We start from the raw sequence: 19633 nt of genomic DNA on the forward strand, positions 1-19633 counted from the left end.
TGCACACTAATTACAAGTCGAGTAAAGATATTAAAATAATGAGTAGTAATCCCAAGGGAGAAAACAAACCGAGAATAGGAATAACCATTGGCGATGTTAATGGAATTGGGCCGGAGGTGATTATTAAAGCATTAGACGATAGCAGAATCTTAAATCAGTTTATTCCCGTTGTTTTTGGTTCTACAAAGGTGTTGTCTTATTACAGAAAGGCCTTTGATGTGAATGACTTCAATTATTCACAATATCGCGGTGACAAATACCACACTAACAAAGTAAACGTGGTTAACTGCTGGGAAGAAATGATTGAGATAAATGCTGGTCAGGAGACACCCGAAGCAGGAGCAGCTGCACTTCAGGCCCTAAAAAAATCAGTGGAATATCTTAAGAATGGAGATATTGATGCAGTTGTAACTGCGCCAATAAGTAAGAATAATATCCAATCACACGAGTTCAAATTCCCCGGCCATACAGAGTTTTACACATCAAGTTTTGATGCCAAAGAGAGCCTCATGTTTTTAACCAATGGTGGACTAAGAGTTGGCGTAGTAACTGGTCATATTCCTCTTAAAGAAGTGAGCCAAAAGCTTACCAAGGAAAAAGTTATGTCCAAGCTTTCAGTTATGGAAGAATCGCTAAGAAAAGATTTTGGGTTGGGTAAACCACGAATTGCTGTATTGGGGCTTAATCCGCATGCAGGTGAGAATGGGTTACTGGGCGATGAAGATGAAAAAGTGATTCAACCAGCAATAGCAGAATTCAAAAACAGGGGCAAGCTAGTTTTTGGGCCTTTTCCGGCTGATGGTTTCTTTGGCAAAGGTGATTATTCGAAGTTCGATGGAATACTGGCCATGTATCACGACCAAGGACTTATTCCATTTAAAACTCTCGCTTTTAATACAGGTGTAAACTTCACTGCAGGGTTACCGATTATTAGAACCTCACCCGACCATGGCACTGCTTTTGATATTGCCGGAAAAGGGCTGGCTGATGCTTCTTCGATGCGCGAAGCAATTTTTGCAGCCTATGATATCTACAAAAACAGAATGGAACATCAGCCTAAATCGTAAAAATCTACTAGTTATTAATATAGTTGTTTAATATTCTACAAATCTACTATCTTTAGGCGCCTAGTGCGACCAACTAAATCATGGATATAATCACCAGAAAACAGTTAAATATACTTATACAGCTGGCTAACTCAGATAAGCACTTCTCAAATTTAGAAAGAGAAAAAATTTACGAGATTGCCAGAATGAGAAATTTCCCTGAATCTGAGGTAAAGAACTTAATTATTAATCCTGAGCCCATTGGCTCATTTGGCGCATTATCTGAAACTCAAAAATTTGAGTACTTATATACCTGCATAGATTTAATGTTAGTAGATCAAAAGATATTTGACAGTGAAATAACTTTTTGCAGAGATATCGCAATAAAGCTTGGGTTCAAGCAAGATGTAGTTGATTTCCTGAAGGAAGAAATCTATAAGCATCCTAAGGATTCTTTAAAATCGATGCTTTTGAAAGAATATACCTGATAAAAGGTATAAATGAATCTTTTATAATTAAGAATTATCTTATTAACTTTGCAACCTTAATTTGGAAGGGAGTGGTATGAATGCGCTAGACAGATTCCATATTGATATTTTCAAACTTAGTAATTCAACTCACACGTATGAGTTTGAATTCAATGATAAGTTCTTTGCTGAGATTGAAAATAGCATTGTAGAAAAAGGTGCTGGTAATATCCATATCACGCTCGAGAAAAATGAATCGTTCATAAAGATGACGATTAAAATCACTGGAAAAATTGAATTGACCTGTGATAGAAGTTTAGATCTCTTTGACTTTCCTCTAAATGTAGATAAGGAAATTATCTTCAAATACGGGGAAGAAGAAATAGAATTGGATGACAACATTGTTATGATAACCCGAGATACTCAGCGTTTAAACTTAGCGCAATATATCTACGAGTTTATCGGATTAGAGATTCCAATGAAAAAACTTCATCCTAGATTCGATAATGAAAGTGAAGAAGATGAAATGGTGTATACTGACGAGGTAAAGGATAATGAAGATGACAGTGAAACAACTGATCCGCGTTGGGAAGCATTAAAGAAATTAAAGTAAGAATTGAATAATTAAATAATAGAATAAGATGGCTCATCCTAAGAGAAAGATCTCGAAATCTAGAAGAGACAAGAGAAGAACGCATTACAAAGCAGAAGCTAAACAATTAGCTGTTTGCCCAACTACTGGCGAGTTTCATTTACCACACAGAGCATTCTGGTTAGAAGGCAAACTTTACTACAAAGGTAAAGTTGTCATGGAGAAAGAAGTTCTAGCATAATTCTTTGCTCGTGAAAATTGCATTAGATGCAATGGGCGGAGATTTTGCACCGGACAGTACTGTCAAAGGTGCAGGGCTGGCTGCCAAAGAACTACCCGAAGGAGTAACATTAGTTCTTATCGGGGATGAAAATGTTATCAATGGCAAGCTGGAAGAATTTAATATAAATGAATCCAACATTGAGGTATTTCATGCCTCAGATGTTATTGACATGGGAGAGCACCCCACAAAGGCGCTCTCACAAAAACCTGAAGCCAGCATTCCTGTTGGCTTTGGTCTATTAAAGAAAGGCTTGGTAAATGCATTTGCCAGCGCTGGTAATACCGGTGCTATGCATGTAGGTGCCATGTTTACCATCAAAACCATTGAAGGTATTATCAGGCCCGGGATAGCCGGCTTTATGCCGAAAGAAGCGGGTGGTTTTGGTGTGATCATGGATGTAGGTGCCAATGCAGATTGCAAACCTGACGTACTACATCAGTTTGGCCAAATAGCATCTCTTTATGCCAAACACGTTTTTGAAATAGAAAAACCTAAGGTTGGATTGATGAACCTGGGTGAAGAAGAACAAAAGGGTACCTTACTTACTCAAGCAGCTCATCAATTATTCAAACTTGACAAAAGTCTAAACTTTATTGGTAATATTGAGGGTCGTGATTTATTCAATGACAAAGCAGATGTAATAGTTTGCGATGGATTTACGGGCAATGTCATCTTAAAAATGGCTGAGTCCTTCTTTGATATGTTACAGACTCGAAATATAAAAGACCCCTATTTCGATAGATTTAATTACGAAGCAATAGGCGGAAGCCCTATTTTGGGTGTGAATGGAAATGTGGTGATAGGCCACGGTGTTTCCAGCCCGGAAGCAATCAAGAATATGTTGCTACTATCATTAAAAATGGCAGAGGCTAATATTCACTTGAAGATTAAAGAAAAGATTGGAGAATAAAATTTAAACTATGGCTAAAATTCGAGCCGCTATAACTGGTGTTCATGGGTACGTTCCTGATTATGTATTAACAAATCAGGAGCTTGAGACAATGGTAGACACCAATGACGAATGGATTACCTCCAGAACTGGAATTAAAGAACGTAGAATTCTTAAAGGTGAAGGCAAAGGCACTTCCGTAATTGGCACTGAAGCAGCCAAGGGTTTGCTTGAGAAAACTAATACTAATCCGGAAGATATCGATCTGATTATTTTTGCCACGATTACACCTGATATGGTCTTCCCGGCAACAGCTAATTTAGTAGCCGCTGAAATTGGTGCCGTGAATGCGTTTGGATTTGACATGGGTGCAGCATGCTCCGGGTTTATCTATGCCTTGACTACAGGTGCTCAATTTATTGAAGCCGGAACCTACAAAAAAGTATTAGTTCTTGGTGCTGATAAAATGTCTTCTATTATTGACTATGAAGACAGAACAACCTGCATCATTTTTGGTGATGGTGGCGGAGCCGTTTTATTAGAGCCAAGTGAAGATGAAAACGGTATTATCGATGCTATTCACAAGAGTGATGGCAAAGGAGCTGAATTTTTAAAGATGAAAGCTGGTGGAAGTGCCTACCCGGCCACAGTTGAAACCGTAATGGCTAAAGAACATTATGCTCGTCAGGACGGAGCTACAGTTTTTAAATTTGCAGTAACAAATATGGCCGATTATGCTGCCAAAATCATGGAGCGCAATAATCTAAGTGCAGATGATGTAGATTGGTTAGTGGCACACCAGGCCAATAAAAGAATCATTGACGCTACGGCTAACAGAATGGGCGTTACTGATGATAAAGTAATGATGAATATCGAAAAATATGGTAACACTACCAGTGGAACCATTCCATTGTTACTTTGGGACTATGAGAAAAAGCTTAAGAAAGGTGATAATCTTGTACTCGCTGCTTTTGGCGGAGGTTTCACCTGGGGCTCCATTTATTTAAAATGGGCTTATAATTCTTAATGCATTGCTTATAAAAAACTGATTTGTAACTTTAATTTTTTAAAATTTAACTAATGGCAACTACAGCCGATTTTAAAAATGGATTGTGTCTGGAATATAACAACGACTTATATACAATCGTTGAGTTCCAGCATGTGAAGCCTGGTAAAGGGCCAGCCTTTGTTAGAACAAAGCTCAAAAGCCTTACATCTGGTAAAGTAATCGAAAATACGTTTTCAGCAGGTCATAAAGTAGTAACTGCGAGAATTGAAAGACGTCCGCATCAATTTCTTTATAAGGACGAAATGGGATATCATCTAATGGATGCTTCAACTTTTGAGCAGACTTTTGTTAGCGAAGGAGCCATAGAAAATGCGCAACTAATGAAAGAAGGCCAGCAGGTAGATGTTCTTTATCATGCGGAAAAAGAAGAGGTTATCGGATGCGAGCTTCCTCAATTTGTGGAGCTAGAAGTGACATATACTGAACCGGGGTTAAAAGGTGATACCGCTACTAATGCAACAAAACCTGCAACTTTAGAAACTGGTGCAGAAATACAAGTGCCTTTATTTATTAACGAAGGCGATAAGATTAAAATAGAGACAACAAGTAATTCATATTACGAAAGAGTAAAATCATAAATTTCAACCATCGCCTTAATTAAAATTAAGGCCTATAAAACGATTAAGAATGAAAACAAAGGAAATAAGAGATCTAATTGACTTCATTTCACAGTCTGGTCTTAATGAGGTGAAGATTGAAACTGAGGAGTTAAAATTATCTATCAAAAGAGACCCTGATGTTAAAACACAGGTTGTAGAAAGCAGTGTTGTTTCAGCATCGGCTCCGGCTGCACCAGCACCTAGTGCTGCTCCGGCACCTGCTGCTGCTTCGGCACCAGCGCCAGCCTCTGCCCCTGCATCATCAGAAGGCAATTATGTAGAAGTTAAATCACCAATGATTGGTACATTCTACAGATCTTCTAATCCTGACTCGCCTGCATTCGTAAATGTTGGAGACAAAGTGGAAAAAGGTCAGACATTATGTATTGTAGAAGCGATGAAGTTATTCAATGAAATTGAATCTGATGTTTCTGGCACTATCGTAAAGGTGGTAGCAGAAAACGCTTCTCCTGTAGAATATGATCAGGTACTATTCTTAGTAGACCCTTCATAATTTTTCGATCTCCGGAGGATCATAAGTTATTTATAACCTTAAATTCGAAAGATTGTGTTTAAAAAAATATTAATAGCTAACAGAGGAGAGATTGCTTTGCGCGTGATAAGAACGTGTAAAGAGATGGGTATTAAAACAGTAGCCGTTTATTCTACTGCCGATAGAGAAAGCCTGCATGTACGCTTTGCAGATGAGGCCGTATGTATTGGAAAAGCACCCAGTAAAGACTCCTATTTAAATATTCCTAACCTGATTGCTGCCGCAGAAATTACGAATGCAGACGCCATACACCCTGGTTATGGTTTCCTTTCCGAAAACGCTGAATTCAGTGCTGTTTGTCAGGAATATGGCATCAAGTTTATTGGAGCTTCACCCGACATGATTGACAAAATGGGTGACAAGGCAACGGCAAAAGCCACGATGAAAAAAGCAGGTGTACCAACTATCCCTGGTTCTGATGGTTTGCTTAAATCTGTAGAAGAGGGTAAGAAAATTGCGCAGAAGATTAAGTATCCTGTAATACTTAAAGCAACTGCCGGTGGTGGTGGCCGAGGTATGCGTATTGTCAAAGATGAATCAGGTTTTGAAAAAGCATGGAATGATGCAAAGCAAGAATCTGGTGCAGCCTTTGGAAACGATGGACTTTACCTAGAAAAATTTGTCGAAGAGCCCCGTCACGTAGAAATACAAATTGTAGGTGATAAAAGAGGTAAAGCTTGCCATTTATCTGAAAGAGATTGCTCTATTCAGAGAAGACACCAAAAATTATTAGAAGAAACTCCATCTCCAGTAATGAGTAAATTCAAAAAGCTGAGAGATAAAATGGGTGACGCAGCCGTTAAAGCTGCTGAGGCCATAAAATATGAAGGTGCAGGAACTGTTGAGTTTTTAGTTGACAAGAACGGAGATTTCTACTTCATGGAAATGAATACCCGTATTCAGGTAGAACACCCTATTACTGAAGAGGTTACTGATTACGATTTGATTAAAGAGCAAATTAAAGTAGCTGCAGGAATTACTATTTCTGGCAAAAACTACACTCCTAACCTTTTTGCGATGGAATGTAGAATTAATGCAGAAGATCCAGCTAATGGTTTTAGACCATCACCAGGAAAGATTACCAATCTGCATTTGCCAGGCGGTCACGGTGTAAGAGTGGATAGCCACGTGTATGCCGGATATACTATTCCTCCAAATTACGACTCAATGATTGCTAAGCTTATTGTAAGCGGCCAGTCAAGAGAAGAAGTAATTACAAGAATGAAAAGAGCGTTAAGTGAATTCGTTATTGAAGGAATTAAAACAACTATCCCTTTCCATTTAAAGTTAATGGACGATAAGAAGTTCCAGTCTGGTGATTTCACCACTGCTTTTATGGATACTTTTGATATGAGCGGTATTCAATAAATAATTGAACTACAAGTAGGAGCCTCTTCACTTGATGGAGAGGCTTTTTTATTTTGCTAATGTCCCCTTTCATAATATTTCGGACTGATGTATCTTCATTATTCACTTTAATTGAAGATGAGAAAAGAAATACGTTTACAGCACTCCATTTACATTATCTTTTTACTCTTAAGCCTAACATTTTCATGCTCAAACTATGAAAATGAGATAGCTCAAGGCAGTAGCGTTGAAATTCCATATAAAAATGGTCAGTTAACCATTAGCGCCATCACGCAAGATATTATCAATTTCAGATATTCTGATAGCCTCACTTATAGCGACAGGGACTATGCTCCTATTCTTACTTCATCAGTGAATTTACAAGTTGAAAAACAAGAAGAAAACTTAATCCTTAGTACTGAAAATGTTGAGCTCTTTGTTCAGCTCAAGCCATTCTCTATTAGTATACGCGATACTAACTCTACAGAAAAAGTACAGTTAATATCACCTTATGGAAGAAATGGAGATACCACAAGCATTCAGTTCAAACTGAAAGAAAATGAAGCTATTTATGGAACAGGCGCCAGGGCTTTACCTTTAAATAGAAGAGGTTATAAACTTGACATGTTCAACAAAGCGCATTACGCCTATCAAATGGGAAGTGAGTTATTGAACTACTGCATTCCACATATCACTTCATCCGAAAAGTATATGCTTCTGTTTGACAATCCTGCAAAAGGCTGGATGGATATTGGTAAAACCGTTGACGATGAATTAAACTTCTCAACGTTAGGCGGCAACATGTCTTATTACTTCATTAATGGAAGTTCTTACAATGACATGATTACCAAATATACTGAACTCACAGGCCGCCAGCAGCTCCCCCCTGTCTGGACATTCGGAAATTTGCAGTCTCGTTTTGGTTATCGAAATCAAAAGGAAGCCTCATCAATGCTGAACAAATCGCTGGAAGCTGGTTATCCTGTAGACGCCATGATTTTGGATATCTACTGGTTTGGCCCGGAGCTACAAGACGGACAAATGGGCAAATTAGATTGGGATGCAGAAAAATGGCCTGATCCGAAACAGATGATTGCTGAATTTGAAGAAAATAATGTAAAAATCATCACCGTTTCAGAGCCGTTTTTCACTTTAAAGTCAGGGAGATTTGAAGAACTTGAGTCAAAAGGATTGCTGGCAAAAGACAGTACCGGAAATGCCATGCAAATACCATATTTCTACTTCGGTAAAACTGGTTTATTAGACATTTTCAATGATGATGCCCAACAATGGATATGGAATCAGTATAAAAGAATGGATGAATACGGCATTGACGGCTGGTGGGTAGACTTGGGTGAGCCTGAAGTACACCCTGACGATATAATACATGTTAACGGGTTGGGAAAAGAAGTTCATGGAGCATATGGCCATGAATGGGCTAAAATGCTTTATGAAGGGTATGCAAGGGATTACCCAAATGAGCGACTTTTTCATATGGGCAGAGCGGGCTTTGCGGGCACACAGCGATATTCTCTCATCCCTTGGTCGGGGGATGTGAGCCGAACATGGTCCGGGTTAAGTGCGCAAATCCCAATTATGACGGGCATTGGAATGAGTGGTATCGGGTACATGCACGCAGATGCCGGTGGCTTTTCTTTTGTAGAAAAAGCCGATCCTGAATTGTATACAAGATGGTTGCAATTTGCTGTATTCACTCCTGTACTCAGGCCACATGCCGATGAAGTAGTTCCTCCAGAACCAGTTACCTGGCCTCAAGAAGTGCAGGAGAATGTAAAACCAGCCATTGAATTACGCTATAAAATGTTGCCCTATAATTACACACTCGCTTGGAAAAACATGACCTCGGGCATTCCAATGGCCAGACCAATGTTCATGGAATATGAATCTATCCCTGATACGTTAATTAGTGAGTATATGTGGGGTGAGAATTTATTGGTAAGTCCAGTATTGCAGCCGGGTGAAGTTATTCATAAAACCTACTTACCAGAAGGCGATTGGTACGATTTACACTTAAACAGCCAACGCAAGGGTAATCAATGGGTTGGAAAAACGTTGGCCAACGATCACATACCTGTATATGTTAAAGGTGGTAGTGTAATTGTTACCGCACCGGCCATGAAGAATACTGCTGAGTTTACTTCTGAGAATCTCAATTTCACTTATTACTACTCAGAAAATTCTAGTGAAAATGTCGTTTACTTTGATGATGGTAAAACAAAAGGTGCCTACAAAAAAGGTGAATATCATTTGATTAAGACTAATGTTCAGCCAAACCAAACCGGATTATCTATTGCTTTAAATGTAGAGGGCTCAGGGTATGTAAATTCTCCAGAAAATAGAAATATTAAGTTCAGTTTAATAGGTGTGCCAGTGCCTGACAATATTATGATTGATGGTAAGGAAGCTGTTTTCAGCATGTCAGATAATGCTATTCTATTTAACCTATCTTTGAATAAGAATTCAACAATTGTTGTGAATTACAAATAGCTGCCTTGAGGATATCCATTATTATATTAATCATAGCCATTTCTGCTGTACCTTCTTTCGGCCAAAACAAATTGCTGCTTGAAACCGGAGGATCGTTGTTTAGCTATTCAGGGGATATGGGTTCTTTTGATCAGGCTGGTGGTGGTTTTCATGTGGGAATTCGACTGAATAAAAAGCGCAAGCTAAATGGGTCTTTTCAGCTGATATTAGGGTCTGTAAGTGATGATGATCCGGAACAAGCCCCACCTACTCAAGCCGGAACTGTTGCACCTAATAAGTATTTTAAAACCAATTTCTTTGGAGTGAACTATGCACTCAATTATCACTTTATTAAAAATGAGCGCTGGTGGATATACCTATCTCAAGGCATAGGATTTCTTCGTTTTACGCCCAAAGATGCCAACGGTCAAAGCCTTGTAAATGCCACCAACACTCGGAATGATGGTGAGGATTACAGAAATACATCAGCCTTTTTACCAACAAGTGTTGGAGCTATCTATTATCTATCGGGCAATGTTGGGCTCGGGATTTCACTGAGTATGTTAAACACAGCCACCGACTACCTCGATAATATTTCAGAGTTAGGAACATCGGGCAACGACAATATTTTTCAGGCAAAATTTTCGCTGATAATCCCATTACAAATAGCCGCAAAATCTGATTAGTCATGAGCCACTCTATCAACATAGCAGGATTAGAAGAGTGGTATTCTAAAGGAAATTATTCCAATGTCAATAACCTGCGTGTCTTTCATATTCAGGAAGGTGAAGGACCTACTTTACTGTGCATTCATGGTTTCCCCTCTTCGTCATGGGACTTTGCCCCCATCTGGCAAGAACTGACTAACCATTTTCATGTACTTTCTTTTGATCTCATTGGTTTAGGCAGATCGTCCAAACCAAATATGAAACTAACGGTTGCATTGCAGGCTGATATTATCGAGGGTTTATTTGAAAAGCTAGAGTTTACTGAGGCGCACATTTTGGCGCACGATCTGGGCGATACAGTGGCGCAAGAGCTACTAGCCAGACAAAAGGAAGGGAGCACAAAAATCAATTGGCTTTCTTGTATTCTTTTGAATGGAGGTATTTTTCCAGAAACTCACCAACCTTTGTTCATTCAAAAACTGCTCATCTCGCCCATAGGTGGAATTATTGCTAATCTGTTTACCAAAAAAGCTTTCCGAAAAAATATAACTGCCGTTTTTAGCAATGAGCATCCACCGAGTGATGAATTCATTGAAGGTACCTGGCAACTGATTATAGAACAAAATGGAATTAAGGCCATCCCAAGATTAATCCGCTATATGGCGGAACGAGTTAAAAACCGGGAACGTTGGGTTCAACCTTTGCAAGAAGCAATCATACCCATACAATTGATTAATGGTGTGGAAGACCCAATTTCAGGGGCTCACATGGCAGGTCGGTTTGAAGAGGTAATACCAAACGCTCATGTGGTAAGAATACCAAACTCAGGGCACTATCCTCATATAGAAACGCCACAAGAGGTGCTAAAGGCGATATTTGAATTTCATTCCATTCAAGATGACTAGCTACAACGTTGCGAATTTTCGGTTTATAAGAATCAATTGCCCTTCATGCAACGAGCAATATCAGTACACCAATGAGGGTACGGGCATTGACCCCGATGACCAATCTATAGAGCAATGGTCTTATGAAATCTATTCCAATACAGAGGAGCAAGCCCTGTTGCCTATTATTGCCAAGTGCACGAATTGCTCGGCCTTTATCTGGCCTGAAATCAATGAAAATAGTGAGGTGAAAGTATTTGGTAATTCACAGGAAGCCTATCAGGCATTAAACGCAACCAAACGCCCTACATGGTTAAATGCACCTGATTATGTACAAGTCATACAAAATAATGATATCGATCGAAATAAAATTCAACTTCTTTTAGAAGAATTCTGGTTGGAGTGCTGTGCATCTTACAGAGTGACTTATGAATATGAAGAAGACTCTACTAAGTGCGAATGGCCGGTAGTGGATAATTTCAATATTTTAGAACAGTTTGTTCCTATGTTGGATGACAGCTCTGATCTATTAAAATTTGAAAAAGCTGATGTGTTGCGCGGTCTAGGGCGATTCACCGAAGCTCAAAAGCTATTTCGGCAAATCAGAGATTCTGAACTCACTGTGGCAAAGAAGTACTTGATTAAGATGTGCAAGAAGAAAATAGCTTACCCTGTTGTGATACCAAAGAAGCAAAAAGGTTGGGGTTTTCTTACTTCGTTGTTTGGAGGTTGGTAGCTAACCTTTCTGTCGTAATTGAGAAAAGCGAATTAGGAAGACTCTCGCAATTTTTTTTCATTATCTTTCATTCTTGTAATAATTGTCAATAAGAGTCTTTAAAAATTGTTTGTTGAATAGTATTTCTTTTCGAAATTTAACCAAGGCCACTTCCTTTTCCTCTATATAAGACGGCCAGAAACATCAGCGGGTGAATGTTGGCCAAGAACTAGGAAGTAACCCTTTCAACGATTTGGCATGCTTAGCTTGTTTCAGCATCTAAGTAACCGAAAATCAATTTCAGGGTGACATTCCAAATTAGTTGGTTAATCCTTAGCCAACTTCAATCAACCTCACCTATATCATATTCTGATTGTCCCAAGTTTAGATAAACGTGACGTAGAGATAATCAGTGTATAACAATCCAATTTAGATAAATTGACAATTTATAATTTCACGTTAGTATAATACTTCATCTCTAAAAAATAATTTTATATTAATATTATTTTCAAAAAGTACTATTTATATTAATTCAAATATTTTATTTAATATTCTAGCTAAGTATTATATTGTATTAATTATGTCACCACATTCATTCAAAGAAAACAATTTTCTGTATTCGAAGTATTTGAGATTCTTAATACAAGTATTCCTACTCTCTGTCATATTATGCTCGTGTAAAAACTATGAGCGAATAGACGTTCCTTCAGAAATGAAAGGTCTGTGGTTTGAACAGTCAACGATGGATTGGCTATTAAAAATTGATGAGGATTTAATTTTTTGGAAGAATAAAATTGAACCAATATTGAGGTTTGAAAAGTATAGTCAAACCTGTAGAATCAAAACTCCAACGCGAGTAATTGAATTCATTCATTCGAATAATTCAATAATCATTGATGGTGTTTTATTAACAAAAAATTTTCAAAAAGATAGCCGCTTACCAAAAAAATCTTCTCAAGTTATCAAAAATGGTACTGCGGTAATACAAGGTTATATTGAACAAGTTGACTCCGCAAGAGCAGGGTTACCTTTAACATTTTACACCATGGATTTTATCTTAGGGACACAACATGAATATGCGACAGATATAGATTCAAGCGGATATTTTCATATCGTACTTGAAATTAATGGAACTCAGAATATTTATCTAGGCGCTGAGTATTTTAATGATATAAGACAATTAATAATATCGCCAGGTGATACACTAACCATAAATATGCCGATGAGTGGGGAAATCGAAAATATTCATTTTGCTGGAAACAACTCTTCTGCAAACTATGATATTTTCTATATGAATGAAATGCAATCAACCTATATACCATCTGCGAAAGAACAAGCTAGGGCACTAAAGTTGGAACCAATTCAATATGTTGATTTTAGGAGAGCATTTAGGGCTACACAGGAAAAGTTTCTAAAAGACTATTGTAATCAATCGAATTGTTCAGAATTATTCAAAAAATGGTTTTTTGCGAATACTGAAATTAACTACTTCACAAAACTTCTTAATTTCAGCTGGGAGAGCATGAATTACGGTATTGGAAATGACAAGCGATTAACCGGTGATTTAAGAAATGAGTTTGAGATTCAATTTATTGATTCAATAAACGAAAATTCTAAAGCTTACGAATTATCTGCATCATATTTTGCTTTAATTAATGGTTTGGCAAATCACTTTTTAAATCGAAGCGAGGAAGATTTTAAAAAATACCGTCAATCAGAAATTAGATATATTTTAACCAATGAATTATTAATAACAGAAGAGGAAAAGTCTTTCCTTAGAAGATTTAAAGATAATGGAATTGTAATAAGTAGCCTAAATCAATCAGACAAAGAGAAATGGTGGAGCATTGAAGATAAGTTGGCTAATGATCTTCAAAAATACCGGCATAAGTCTAGTTATGAGAGCTTTCTAAGTCATTTTTTAGAAGCAAAAAACTCTAAAACTAGAGATTTACTTTTAACTCAATTTTTTTATCGAAACATTATAGAGTTGGAAGACTTTGAGAGAATGGAATGGGCTTACGAAAAAACATCATCGATTATCGAAAATCCCGATTATATAGAACACATAAAGGAATGGTATGAAAGTACAAAAAACCAAAAAAAACAAATTGATTCTTTAATGCTTTCGACCATGAAATTTGATGGAGATGGCCAAAGTCTGTTTGGCCACATAATCAATTATAACAGAGGTTTGGTCACTATTATTGACTTTTGGGCAACATGGTGCAAACCTTGCTTGACTGATTTTGAAGCACAGAGGCAATTGAAAGAGGAAGCATCAAAAATTAAGTTTGTTTACCTTTGTGTCAACTCGAGTGAACGTAATTGGAATACTACTTTAATTAAATATAATCCCTTAGGTGATCACTATCTATTAAGTGCTAGACAATCCCATGAACTACAAGAATTTTATAATATAAGATCTTTTCCAAGTTACTTGTTAATAGATAAAAAAGGTAAGATCCATCAAAATATACCTAGTCCAACAAGTAGAATTGAATTTCTTAAATATGTTGAAGGATTAAATTAATTATAGTGTTCTTGGGAAAGTCTAAGACTTATGTACGAAATAAAAAGTAAGTCTGTGATCGATTAAAGGTCACAAGTCACAAACTTGCTCCAACTATGTTTATATTTATTCAGGTTATCATTGCGGAATCTATTAGCAATCTCATTTTTCAACCTTTGAATGAGACCCTGAGTCCGCACCTGACCGGTCGGGCAGGAAGTTCAGGGTGACCTTTTAAATTAGTTTCTCACTCCTCGCCTTTCTCAATCAACTCCACCAACTCATTGTACCACTGCTCGCCATATTTGCGGATGAGCGGGTCTTTTAAGAATTTGTAGATTTCAACGCCTAGTTCCTTGCCGAAATCGCAGGCCGGGTTGCAGATATGCCAACGGTCGTAATTCAGGGCTTCAAATTCATCGTACTTTTTGGCGCGTATTGGATACAGGTGGCAGCTTATTGGTTTTTTAAAGTCCGTTTTGCCATCGTTATACGCTTCTTCAATACCACATTTTAAAATACCTTTATCATCATACACGGCATAGGCGCATTCTGCTCCGCCAATAGTGGTCGTTGAATATTCACCATCTTCATCAAGCACATATTTACCTTCTTTTTCAATGGCTGCTATCCCCTCCTCCATTAAATATGGTTTCACTGCCTCATACGCATCTTCCAGTTTCTTAAGTTCGTCCAATTCCAAAGGCGCACCCAAATCACCCTCTACACAACATGCCCCCTTACACTTCTCCAGGTTGCAAACAAAAAACTTCTCTTTGATGTCGTCAGACAGGATTACTTTTCCGTGTTCTATCATAATTCAATTAACAATGGGCAATGATCAATGAGCAAAGCTACGGCATTTAACTCCAAGCTGCTAGTGGCTGGTGGCTGGTGGCTAGAGTCTGGTTACTAGCAACTAGAGACCAATAACCAGTAACCAGCGACCAATAACCAGTAACCAGCAACCAATAACCAGCAACCAGCAACCAGCAACCAGCAACCAGTAACTAGTGACCAGTAACTTTAATCACAGAAAACTTCAAGTCTCCGTAGTACAAACACATCAAATACCTTAGATTTGTTCCTTATCACATCATCAAATTTTACAGGGGATAGTTCGCGCGAATGGAGTATTTAGATAGCCTCAACGAACCACAACGAGAAGGAGTAGTTAACACAGAAGGGCCCACCATGCTAATAGCGGGTGCGGGGTCAGGAAAGACCAGAGTTCTTACGTATAGAATCGCATATCTGATTCAAAACAAAGGGGTTGATCCCTTTAATATTTTGGCACTTACTTTTACGAATAAGGCCGCCAAAGAAATGCGTGATCGCATTGAAAGTGTAGTTGGCACTGAAGCCAGAAATCTGTGGATGGGTACATTCCACTCCGTTTTTGCCAGAATACTTAGAGCTGAAGCCGATAAGCTTGGCTACCCGAGCAACTTCACTATTTATGATGCAGATGATTCTAAGTCGTTAGTTAAAACAATCGTTAAAGAGCTTAACCTGGACGACAAGGTTTATAAACCCAATGTGGTTTTCAATAGAATATCAGGAGCTAAAAACCGCCTTATTTCATGGCGAGAATATTTGAGCAACCCCATCTATCAGGCCGATGATGAAAGCAACATGAAGCCTGAGTTGGGTAAGATCTATAAAATATATTCCGAGCGTTGTTTTAAAGCAGGCGCTATGGATTTTGATGATCTGCTTTTTAACACGAATGTGCTTTTCAAAGAGCATACGGATGTGCTCAACAAATACCAACAGCGTTTTCATTTTGTGATGGTAGATGAGTTTCAGGATACCAATATTTCGCAGTATCTGATAACGAAAAGGCTGGCAGCGGTACGCCAAAACATTTGTGTGGTAGGTGATGATGCGCAGAGTATCTATGCTTTCCGTGGAGCCGATATTCAAAACATCTTGAATTTTGAAAAAGACTACCCTGATTTACGAGTAATCAAATTAGAACAGAATTACCGCTCTACTAAAACCATTGTAAACGCAGCTAACTCTGTAATCTTCAAAAATAAAGCCCAGCTAAAAAAGAACGTCTGGACAGATAATGACGAGGGTTCACTCATTGAGGTACTTCGTGCCAATTCAGATAACGAAGAAGGCAAGCTGGTAGCTTCAGCCATATTTGAAGATAAAATGCAGCATCAGGTAAAGAACAGTGACATCGCTATTCTTTACCGAACCAATAGCCAGTCGAGAGCCATGGAAGAGGCCTTGCGAAGAATGAATATTAAGTACAAAATTGTAGGTGGTCTGTCGTTCTACGCTCGTAAAGAGATTAAAGATATTATGGCCTACATGCGATTTGCCATCAACACCAATGATGAGCAGTCGTTTCGCAGAATTATCAATTACCCAAAACGTGGTATAGGAGATACTTCTGTAGATAAAATGGTGGTAGCTGCTAATGATAATAATATTCCGTTATGGGAAGTATTAACGAACATTAACGCTATACTGCCGGGCCGGGCGGCCAATGCTGTTACTGATTTTGTAACGATGATCAAGCGATTTCAGATAGAGATTGGCAAGAAAGATGCCTTTGAAGCAGCCACTGAAATTGCCAAGCGTTCGGGCTTACTGCGTGATTTATATGAAGATAAAACTGTTGAAGGTCTAAATCGCTACGAAAACGTACAGGAATTACTAAATGCCGTAAAGGAATTTGTTGATGATCCTGAAAAAGAAGACAAATCCTTAGGTGCCTTCTTGCAAGAGGTAGCACTTTTAACTGGCGTTGATAATGATAAGGACGATGACAACGACAAAGTAACTCTCATGACCATTCACATGGCCAAAGGGTTGGAGTTTAAAAATGTGTACATCGTAGGTATGGAAGAAGACTTATTTCCATCACAAATGATGCTGAGCAGCCGAGCTGATTTAGAGGAAGAAAGAAGGTTATTTTATGTGGCTATAACTCGTGCCGAGCACAAACTGGTTCTCTCTTACGCACTCAGCAGGTATCGTTTTGGGCGCTTAAAGAATTGCGAGCCAAGCCGATTTATAGATGAGATTGACCCGAGCTTTATCAAAGTGAATGAGCGCTCGCGCCCAACAGAATCAGTAAATACCGGAGCAGGATATGCCAAAAGTTTTATTTCAGGAATGAAAAAAACAACGGCCTCGCAACCGATAAAAAGAAAATCAGATTACAAACCATCACCCGACTTTGAACCGAGTGATACTTCCAATCTGCAAAGCGGAATGAAAGTAGAACACCCGAAATTCGGCTATGGAATGGTTTCTGAGATAGATGAAAGCGGTGCAAACCGTAAAGCCAAAGTAAATTTTGATGACTTTGGTGAAAAAACATTATTACTTAGTTTTGCTAAACTTAAAATTCACACCAATTAAGGTTACTTCATGAAATGAGTACAAGCAGATTATACCTTTCTAGTAAGTGAAGTAATAGTCTTGCGAATTGCATGTGACAGATAAAAAATAAACGATACACATGAATTATAATACCAGCCTAGAGCCGATTGTTCTTAAAGAATACGGCAGAAACGTCCAAATGCTTGTTGAGTATTTAAAAACGGTAAAAGACAAAGAAAAAAGAACCGAGCAAGCTCACGCATTGGTTGATCTAATGCGTCAGATAACGCCTTCCGTAAAAGAAACAACAGAAACCAACCAGAAACTATGGGATGATTTGTACATCATGGCTGATCTGGAAATCGAAATTGACGGCCCCTACCCTAAGCCTGAGGCTGAGATGATTAACAAGAAACCACAGAGAATGGGTTATTCTACAAATCATATCCGCTATAAGCACTACGGTAAGAATATCGAGTTATTGATTAAAGAGGCGATTAAGAAGGAAGATCCACAGGAAAAAGAAGAGGCTATCATCTACATCGGTAAACTCATGAAGAGTTTCTATGGCAGCTGGAACAAAGAAGTAATTGATGATGCGGTAATCCTTGAAAACATTCAGACTATTTCAGGTGGTAAACTAGATATAGACTTAAGTAAAGTGAGAGAGGATAATTTGTTTGAAAAGCTTTATAAGGCTAAAACGAGAAAGTCGTACGAAGACAGAGAGCGCGAAAGTAACAGCCGTGGTGGTGGCGGTGGTAGAGGAAGAAACAATCGTAAAGGTGGTAGTTCTAGACGCAGAAGAAATTAAATGAGTTCACTCAAGATTCAAGGAGGCGTCAAACTCCAAGGTGAGATTATTCCTCAAGGCGCCAAAAATGAAGCACTACAAATTATAGCGGCTGTATTATTAAGCCCGGAACCTATCACAATAAATAAAATCCCAAATATCAGGGATGTAAACAAACTTATCGAGCTTGTTGGTGATTTAGGTGCCAAAGTAGAAAAACTGGGTGAAGAGAGCTATCGTTTTACAGCCAAAGACCTTGATGTAGCCTTTCTTGAAACAGATGAATTTAAGACCAAAGCAGCCTCTTTAAGGGGATCAATAATGATTCTTGGGCCACTTTTGGCTCGTTATGGCTATGCTAAAATACCTAGGCCGGGTGGCGATAAAATAGGCCGTAGAAGGCTAGATACGCACTTTATTGGTTTTGAAAAACTGGGCGCAAAGTTCAACTATTCAAAAAAAGATGCCTTTTATAAAATAGATGCCTCTAACCTTCAAGGTTGCTACATGCATTTAGATGAGGCTTCTGTGACTGGAACTGCCAATATATTAATGGCCTCAGTATTAGCCAAAGGCACTACCACCATTTACAATGCAGCATGTGAGCCTTACATACAGCAATTGTGCAAGATGCTCAATCGTATGGGTGCTAAAATCAGTGGTATAGGATCAAACCTGCTACAAATTGAAGGAGTAGAAAAGTTAGGCGGTACTGAACATACTATGCTTCCTGATATGATTGAGGTAGGCAGTTTCATAGGTATGGCTGCGATGACCCAATCGGCAATAACTATTAAAGGAGCAGGTGTTGAGCATTTAGGGTTAATCCCTGACATTTTTAGAAGGCTTGGCATTCAACTCGAAATCAAAGGTGATGATATTCATGTGCCAGCCCAAGAGCGTTACGAAATAGATACTTTTATAGACGGTTCCATTTTAACCATTGCAGATGCTCCGTGGCCCGGCTTCACTCCTGACCTATTGAGTATCGTTTTGGTTACAGCCATTCAGGCCAAAGGCACAGTGCTCGTGCATCAGAAAATGTTTGAAAGTCGATTGTTCTTTGTTGATAAATTGATTGACATGGGTGCGCAGATTATTCTTTGCGATCCACACAGAGCTACTGTGATTGGTATGGACAGAAAGCAACCTCTGAAAGGCATTAAAATGAGTTCACCTGATATCAGAGCCGGAGTTTCACTTCTAATTGCGGCATTATCAGCTGAAGGTGAAAGCATTATTTCTAATGTAGAGCAGATTGATAGAGGGTATCAGAACATTGATGCACGATTGAAAGCATTAGGTGCTCAGATCGAGCGAATTGAACAATAAGATTTTAAGTGTGTTCATTGGTTGGAAAATTATGAATCAACCATTATCTTGA

The 19633-nt window shown here is 38.5% G+C and carries 18 protein-coding genes; 17 read left to right on the forward strand and 1 reads right to left on the reverse strand.

Annotation, left to right across the window (positions count from 1 at the left end; genetic code table 11):
- The first annotated feature begins 38 nt into the window (after positions 1-38).
- The 14 genes from pdxA to JR347_RS15580 all read left to right on the forward strand — a co-directional run bounded on the left by pdxA (position 39) and on the right by JR347_RS15580 (position 14132).
- On the forward strand, positions 39-1067 hold the full coding sequence (gene pdxA / locus JR347_RS15515) for a 4-hydroxythreonine-4-phosphate dehydrogenase PdxA (RefSeq protein WP_205721498.1): 1029 nt from the start codon (positions 39-41) through the stop codon (positions 1065-1067).
- Positions 1068-1147: 80 nt separating this feature from the next.
- A complete protein-coding gene (locus JR347_RS15520) occupies positions 1148-1534 on the forward strand; it encodes a TerB family tellurite resistance protein (protein ID WP_205721499.1) in 387 nt (128 codons plus the stop codon).
- 76 nt (positions 1535-1610) lie between these two features.
- The gene (locus JR347_RS15525) at positions 1611-2126 is read left to right on the forward strand and encodes a YceD family protein (RefSeq protein ID WP_205721500.1); all 516 of its coding nucleotides are present in this window, start codon (positions 1611-1613) and stop codon (positions 2124-2126) included.
- A 28-nt stretch (positions 2127-2154) separates the two neighbouring features.
- Positions 2155-2346 (forward strand): 50S ribosomal protein L32, encoded by a 192-nt coding sequence (rpmF, locus tag JR347_RS15530; RefSeq protein WP_205721501.1) that lies wholly within the window; start codon positions 2155-2157, stop codon positions 2344-2346.
- 10 nt (positions 2347-2356) lie between these two features.
- Positions 2357-3298 (forward strand): phosphate acyltransferase PlsX, encoded by a 942-nt coding sequence (plsX, locus tag JR347_RS15535; protein WP_205721502.1) that lies wholly within the window; start codon positions 2357-2359, stop codon positions 3296-3298.
- Positions 3299-3308: 10 nt separating this feature from the next.
- On the forward strand, positions 3309-4304 hold the full coding sequence (locus tag JR347_RS15540) for a beta-ketoacyl-ACP synthase III (protein WP_205721503.1): 996 nt from the start codon (positions 3309-3311) through the stop codon (positions 4302-4304).
- A gap of 53 nt (positions 4305-4357) precedes the next feature.
- The gene (gene efp, locus JR347_RS15545) at positions 4358-4924 is read left to right on the forward strand and encodes an elongation factor P (protein ID WP_205721504.1); all 567 of its coding nucleotides are present in this window, start codon (positions 4358-4360) and stop codon (positions 4922-4924) included.
- A gap of 49 nt (positions 4925-4973) precedes the next feature.
- Positions 4974-5459 carry an acetyl-CoA carboxylase biotin carboxyl carrier protein gene (gene accB, locus JR347_RS15550; RefSeq protein WP_205721505.1) on the forward strand — a complete coding sequence of 162 codons (486 nt, stop codon included), beginning with the start codon at positions 4974-4976 and terminating at the stop codon, positions 5457-5459.
- Positions 5460-5513: 54 nt separating this feature from the next.
- Positions 5514-6866 (forward strand): acetyl-CoA carboxylase biotin carboxylase subunit, encoded by a 1353-nt coding sequence (gene accC / locus JR347_RS15555; protein ID WP_205721506.1) that lies wholly within the window; start codon positions 5514-5516, stop codon positions 6864-6866.
- Positions 6867-6983: 117 nt separating this feature from the next.
- Complete coding sequence (locus tag JR347_RS15560; RefSeq protein WP_205721507.1) at positions 6984-9353, forward strand: glycoside hydrolase family 31 protein; 2370 nt, start codon at positions 6984-6986, stop codon at positions 9351-9353.
- Positions 9354-9358: 5 nt separating this feature from the next.
- Entirely contained in the window at positions 9359-10018 is a 660-nt protein-coding gene (locus tag JR347_RS15565) for an outer membrane beta-barrel protein (protein WP_205721508.1), read from the forward strand.
- A 2-nt stretch (positions 10019-10020) separates the two neighbouring features.
- Positions 10021-10905 carry an alpha/beta fold hydrolase gene (locus JR347_RS15570; protein WP_205721509.1) on the forward strand — a complete coding sequence of 295 codons (885 nt, stop codon included), beginning with the start codon at positions 10021-10023 and terminating at the stop codon, positions 10903-10905.
- A complete protein-coding gene (locus JR347_RS15575; protein WP_205721510.1) occupies positions 10898-11620 on the forward strand; it encodes a hypothetical protein in 723 nt (240 codons plus the stop codon). The genes JR347_RS15570 and JR347_RS15575 overlap by 8 nt, the downstream gene beginning before the upstream one ends.
- Before the next feature lie 721 nt (positions 11621-12341).
- Positions 12342-14132 (forward strand): TlpA family protein disulfide reductase, encoded by a 1791-nt coding sequence (locus JR347_RS15580; protein WP_205721511.1) that lies wholly within the window; start codon positions 12342-12344, stop codon positions 14130-14132.
- A gap of 226 nt (positions 14133-14358) precedes the next feature.
- Here JR347_RS15580 and JR347_RS15585 read toward each other — a convergent pair whose 3' ends face one another.
- The gene (locus JR347_RS15585) at positions 14359-14928 is read right to left on the reverse strand and encodes a DUF3109 family protein (RefSeq protein WP_205721512.1); all 570 of its coding nucleotides are present in this window, start codon (positions 14926-14928) and stop codon (positions 14359-14361) included.
- Between the two features lie 311 nt (positions 14929-15239).
- Between JR347_RS15585 and JR347_RS15590 the strand changes: the two genes are divergently transcribed.
- The 3 genes from JR347_RS15590 to murA all read left to right on the forward strand — a co-directional run bounded on the left by JR347_RS15590 (position 15240) and on the right by murA (position 19581).
- Complete coding sequence (locus JR347_RS15590) at positions 15240-17495, forward strand: ATP-dependent helicase (RefSeq protein ID WP_205721513.1); 2256 nt, start codon at positions 15240-15242, stop codon at positions 17493-17495.
- Positions 17496-17595: 100 nt separating this feature from the next.
- On the forward strand, positions 17596-18270 hold the full coding sequence (locus JR347_RS15595) for a DUF4290 domain-containing protein (RefSeq protein WP_205721514.1): 675 nt from the start codon (positions 17596-17598) through the stop codon (positions 18268-18270).
- Positions 18271-19581: a UDP-N-acetylglucosamine 1-carboxyvinyltransferase gene (gene murA, locus JR347_RS15600; protein WP_205721515.1), complete on the forward strand. Its 1311-nt coding sequence runs from the start codon at positions 18271-18273 to the stop codon at positions 19579-19581.
- The last annotated feature ends 52 nt before the right edge of the window (positions 19582-19633 follow it).

The organism is Fulvivirga lutea (assembly GCF_017068455.1).
GTDB lineage: Bacteria > Bacteroidota > Bacteroidia > Cytophagales > Cyclobacteriaceae > Fulvivirga > Fulvivirga lutea.

Excerpts from the sequence above, each read along its gene's own strand:
- pdxA (WP_205721498.1), top strand. The coding sequence starts at position 39 with ATGAGTAGTAATCCCAAGGGAGAAAACAAACCGAGAATAGGAATAACC.
- JR347_RS15520 (WP_205721499.1), top strand. The coding sequence starts at position 1,148 with ATGGATATAATCACCAGAAAACAGTTAAATATACTTATACAGCTGGCT.
- JR347_RS15525 (WP_205721500.1), top strand. The coding sequence starts at position 1,611 with ATGAATGCGCTAGACAGATTCCATATTGATATTTTCAAACTTAGTAAT.
- rpmF (WP_205721501.1), top strand. The coding sequence starts at position 2,155 with ATGGCTCATCCTAAGAGAAAGATCTCGAAATCTAGAAGAGACAAGAGA.
- JR347_RS15540 (WP_205721503.1), top strand. The coding sequence starts at position 3,309 with ATGGCTAAAATTCGAGCCGCTATAACTGGTGTTCATGGGTACGTTCCT.
- efp (WP_205721504.1), top strand. The coding sequence starts at position 4,358 with ATGGCAACTACAGCCGATTTTAAAAATGGATTGTGTCTGGAATATAAC.
- accB (WP_205721505.1), top strand. The coding sequence starts at position 4,974 with ATGAAAACAAAGGAAATAAGAGATCTAATTGACTTCATTTCACAGTCT.
- JR347_RS15560 (WP_205721507.1), top strand. The coding sequence starts at position 6,984 with ATGAGAAAAGAAATACGTTTACAGCACTCCATTTACATTATCTTTTTA.
- JR347_RS15570 (WP_205721509.1), top strand. The coding sequence starts at position 10,021 with ATGAGCCACTCTATCAACATAGCAGGATTAGAAGAGTGGTATTCTAAA.
- JR347_RS15575 (WP_205721510.1), top strand. The coding sequence starts at position 10,898 with ATGACTAGCTACAACGTTGCGAATTTTCGGTTTATAAGAATCAATTGC.
- JR347_RS15580 (WP_205721511.1), top strand. The coding sequence starts at position 12,342 with ATGGATTGGCTATTAAAAATTGATGAGGATTTAATTTTTTGGAAGAAT.
- JR347_RS15585 (WP_205721512.1), bottom strand. The coding sequence starts at position 14,928 with ATGATAGAACACGGAAAAGTAATCCTGTCTGACGACATCAAAGAGAAG.
- JR347_RS15590 (WP_205721513.1), top strand. The coding sequence starts at position 15,240 with ATGGAGTATTTAGATAGCCTCAACGAACCACAACGAGAAGGAGTAGTT.
- JR347_RS15595 (WP_205721514.1), top strand. The coding sequence starts at position 17,596 with ATGAATTATAATACCAGCCTAGAGCCGATTGTTCTTAAAGAATACGGC.
- murA (WP_205721515.1), top strand. The coding sequence starts at position 18,271 with ATGAGTTCACTCAAGATTCAAGGAGGCGTCAAACTCCAAGGTGAGATT.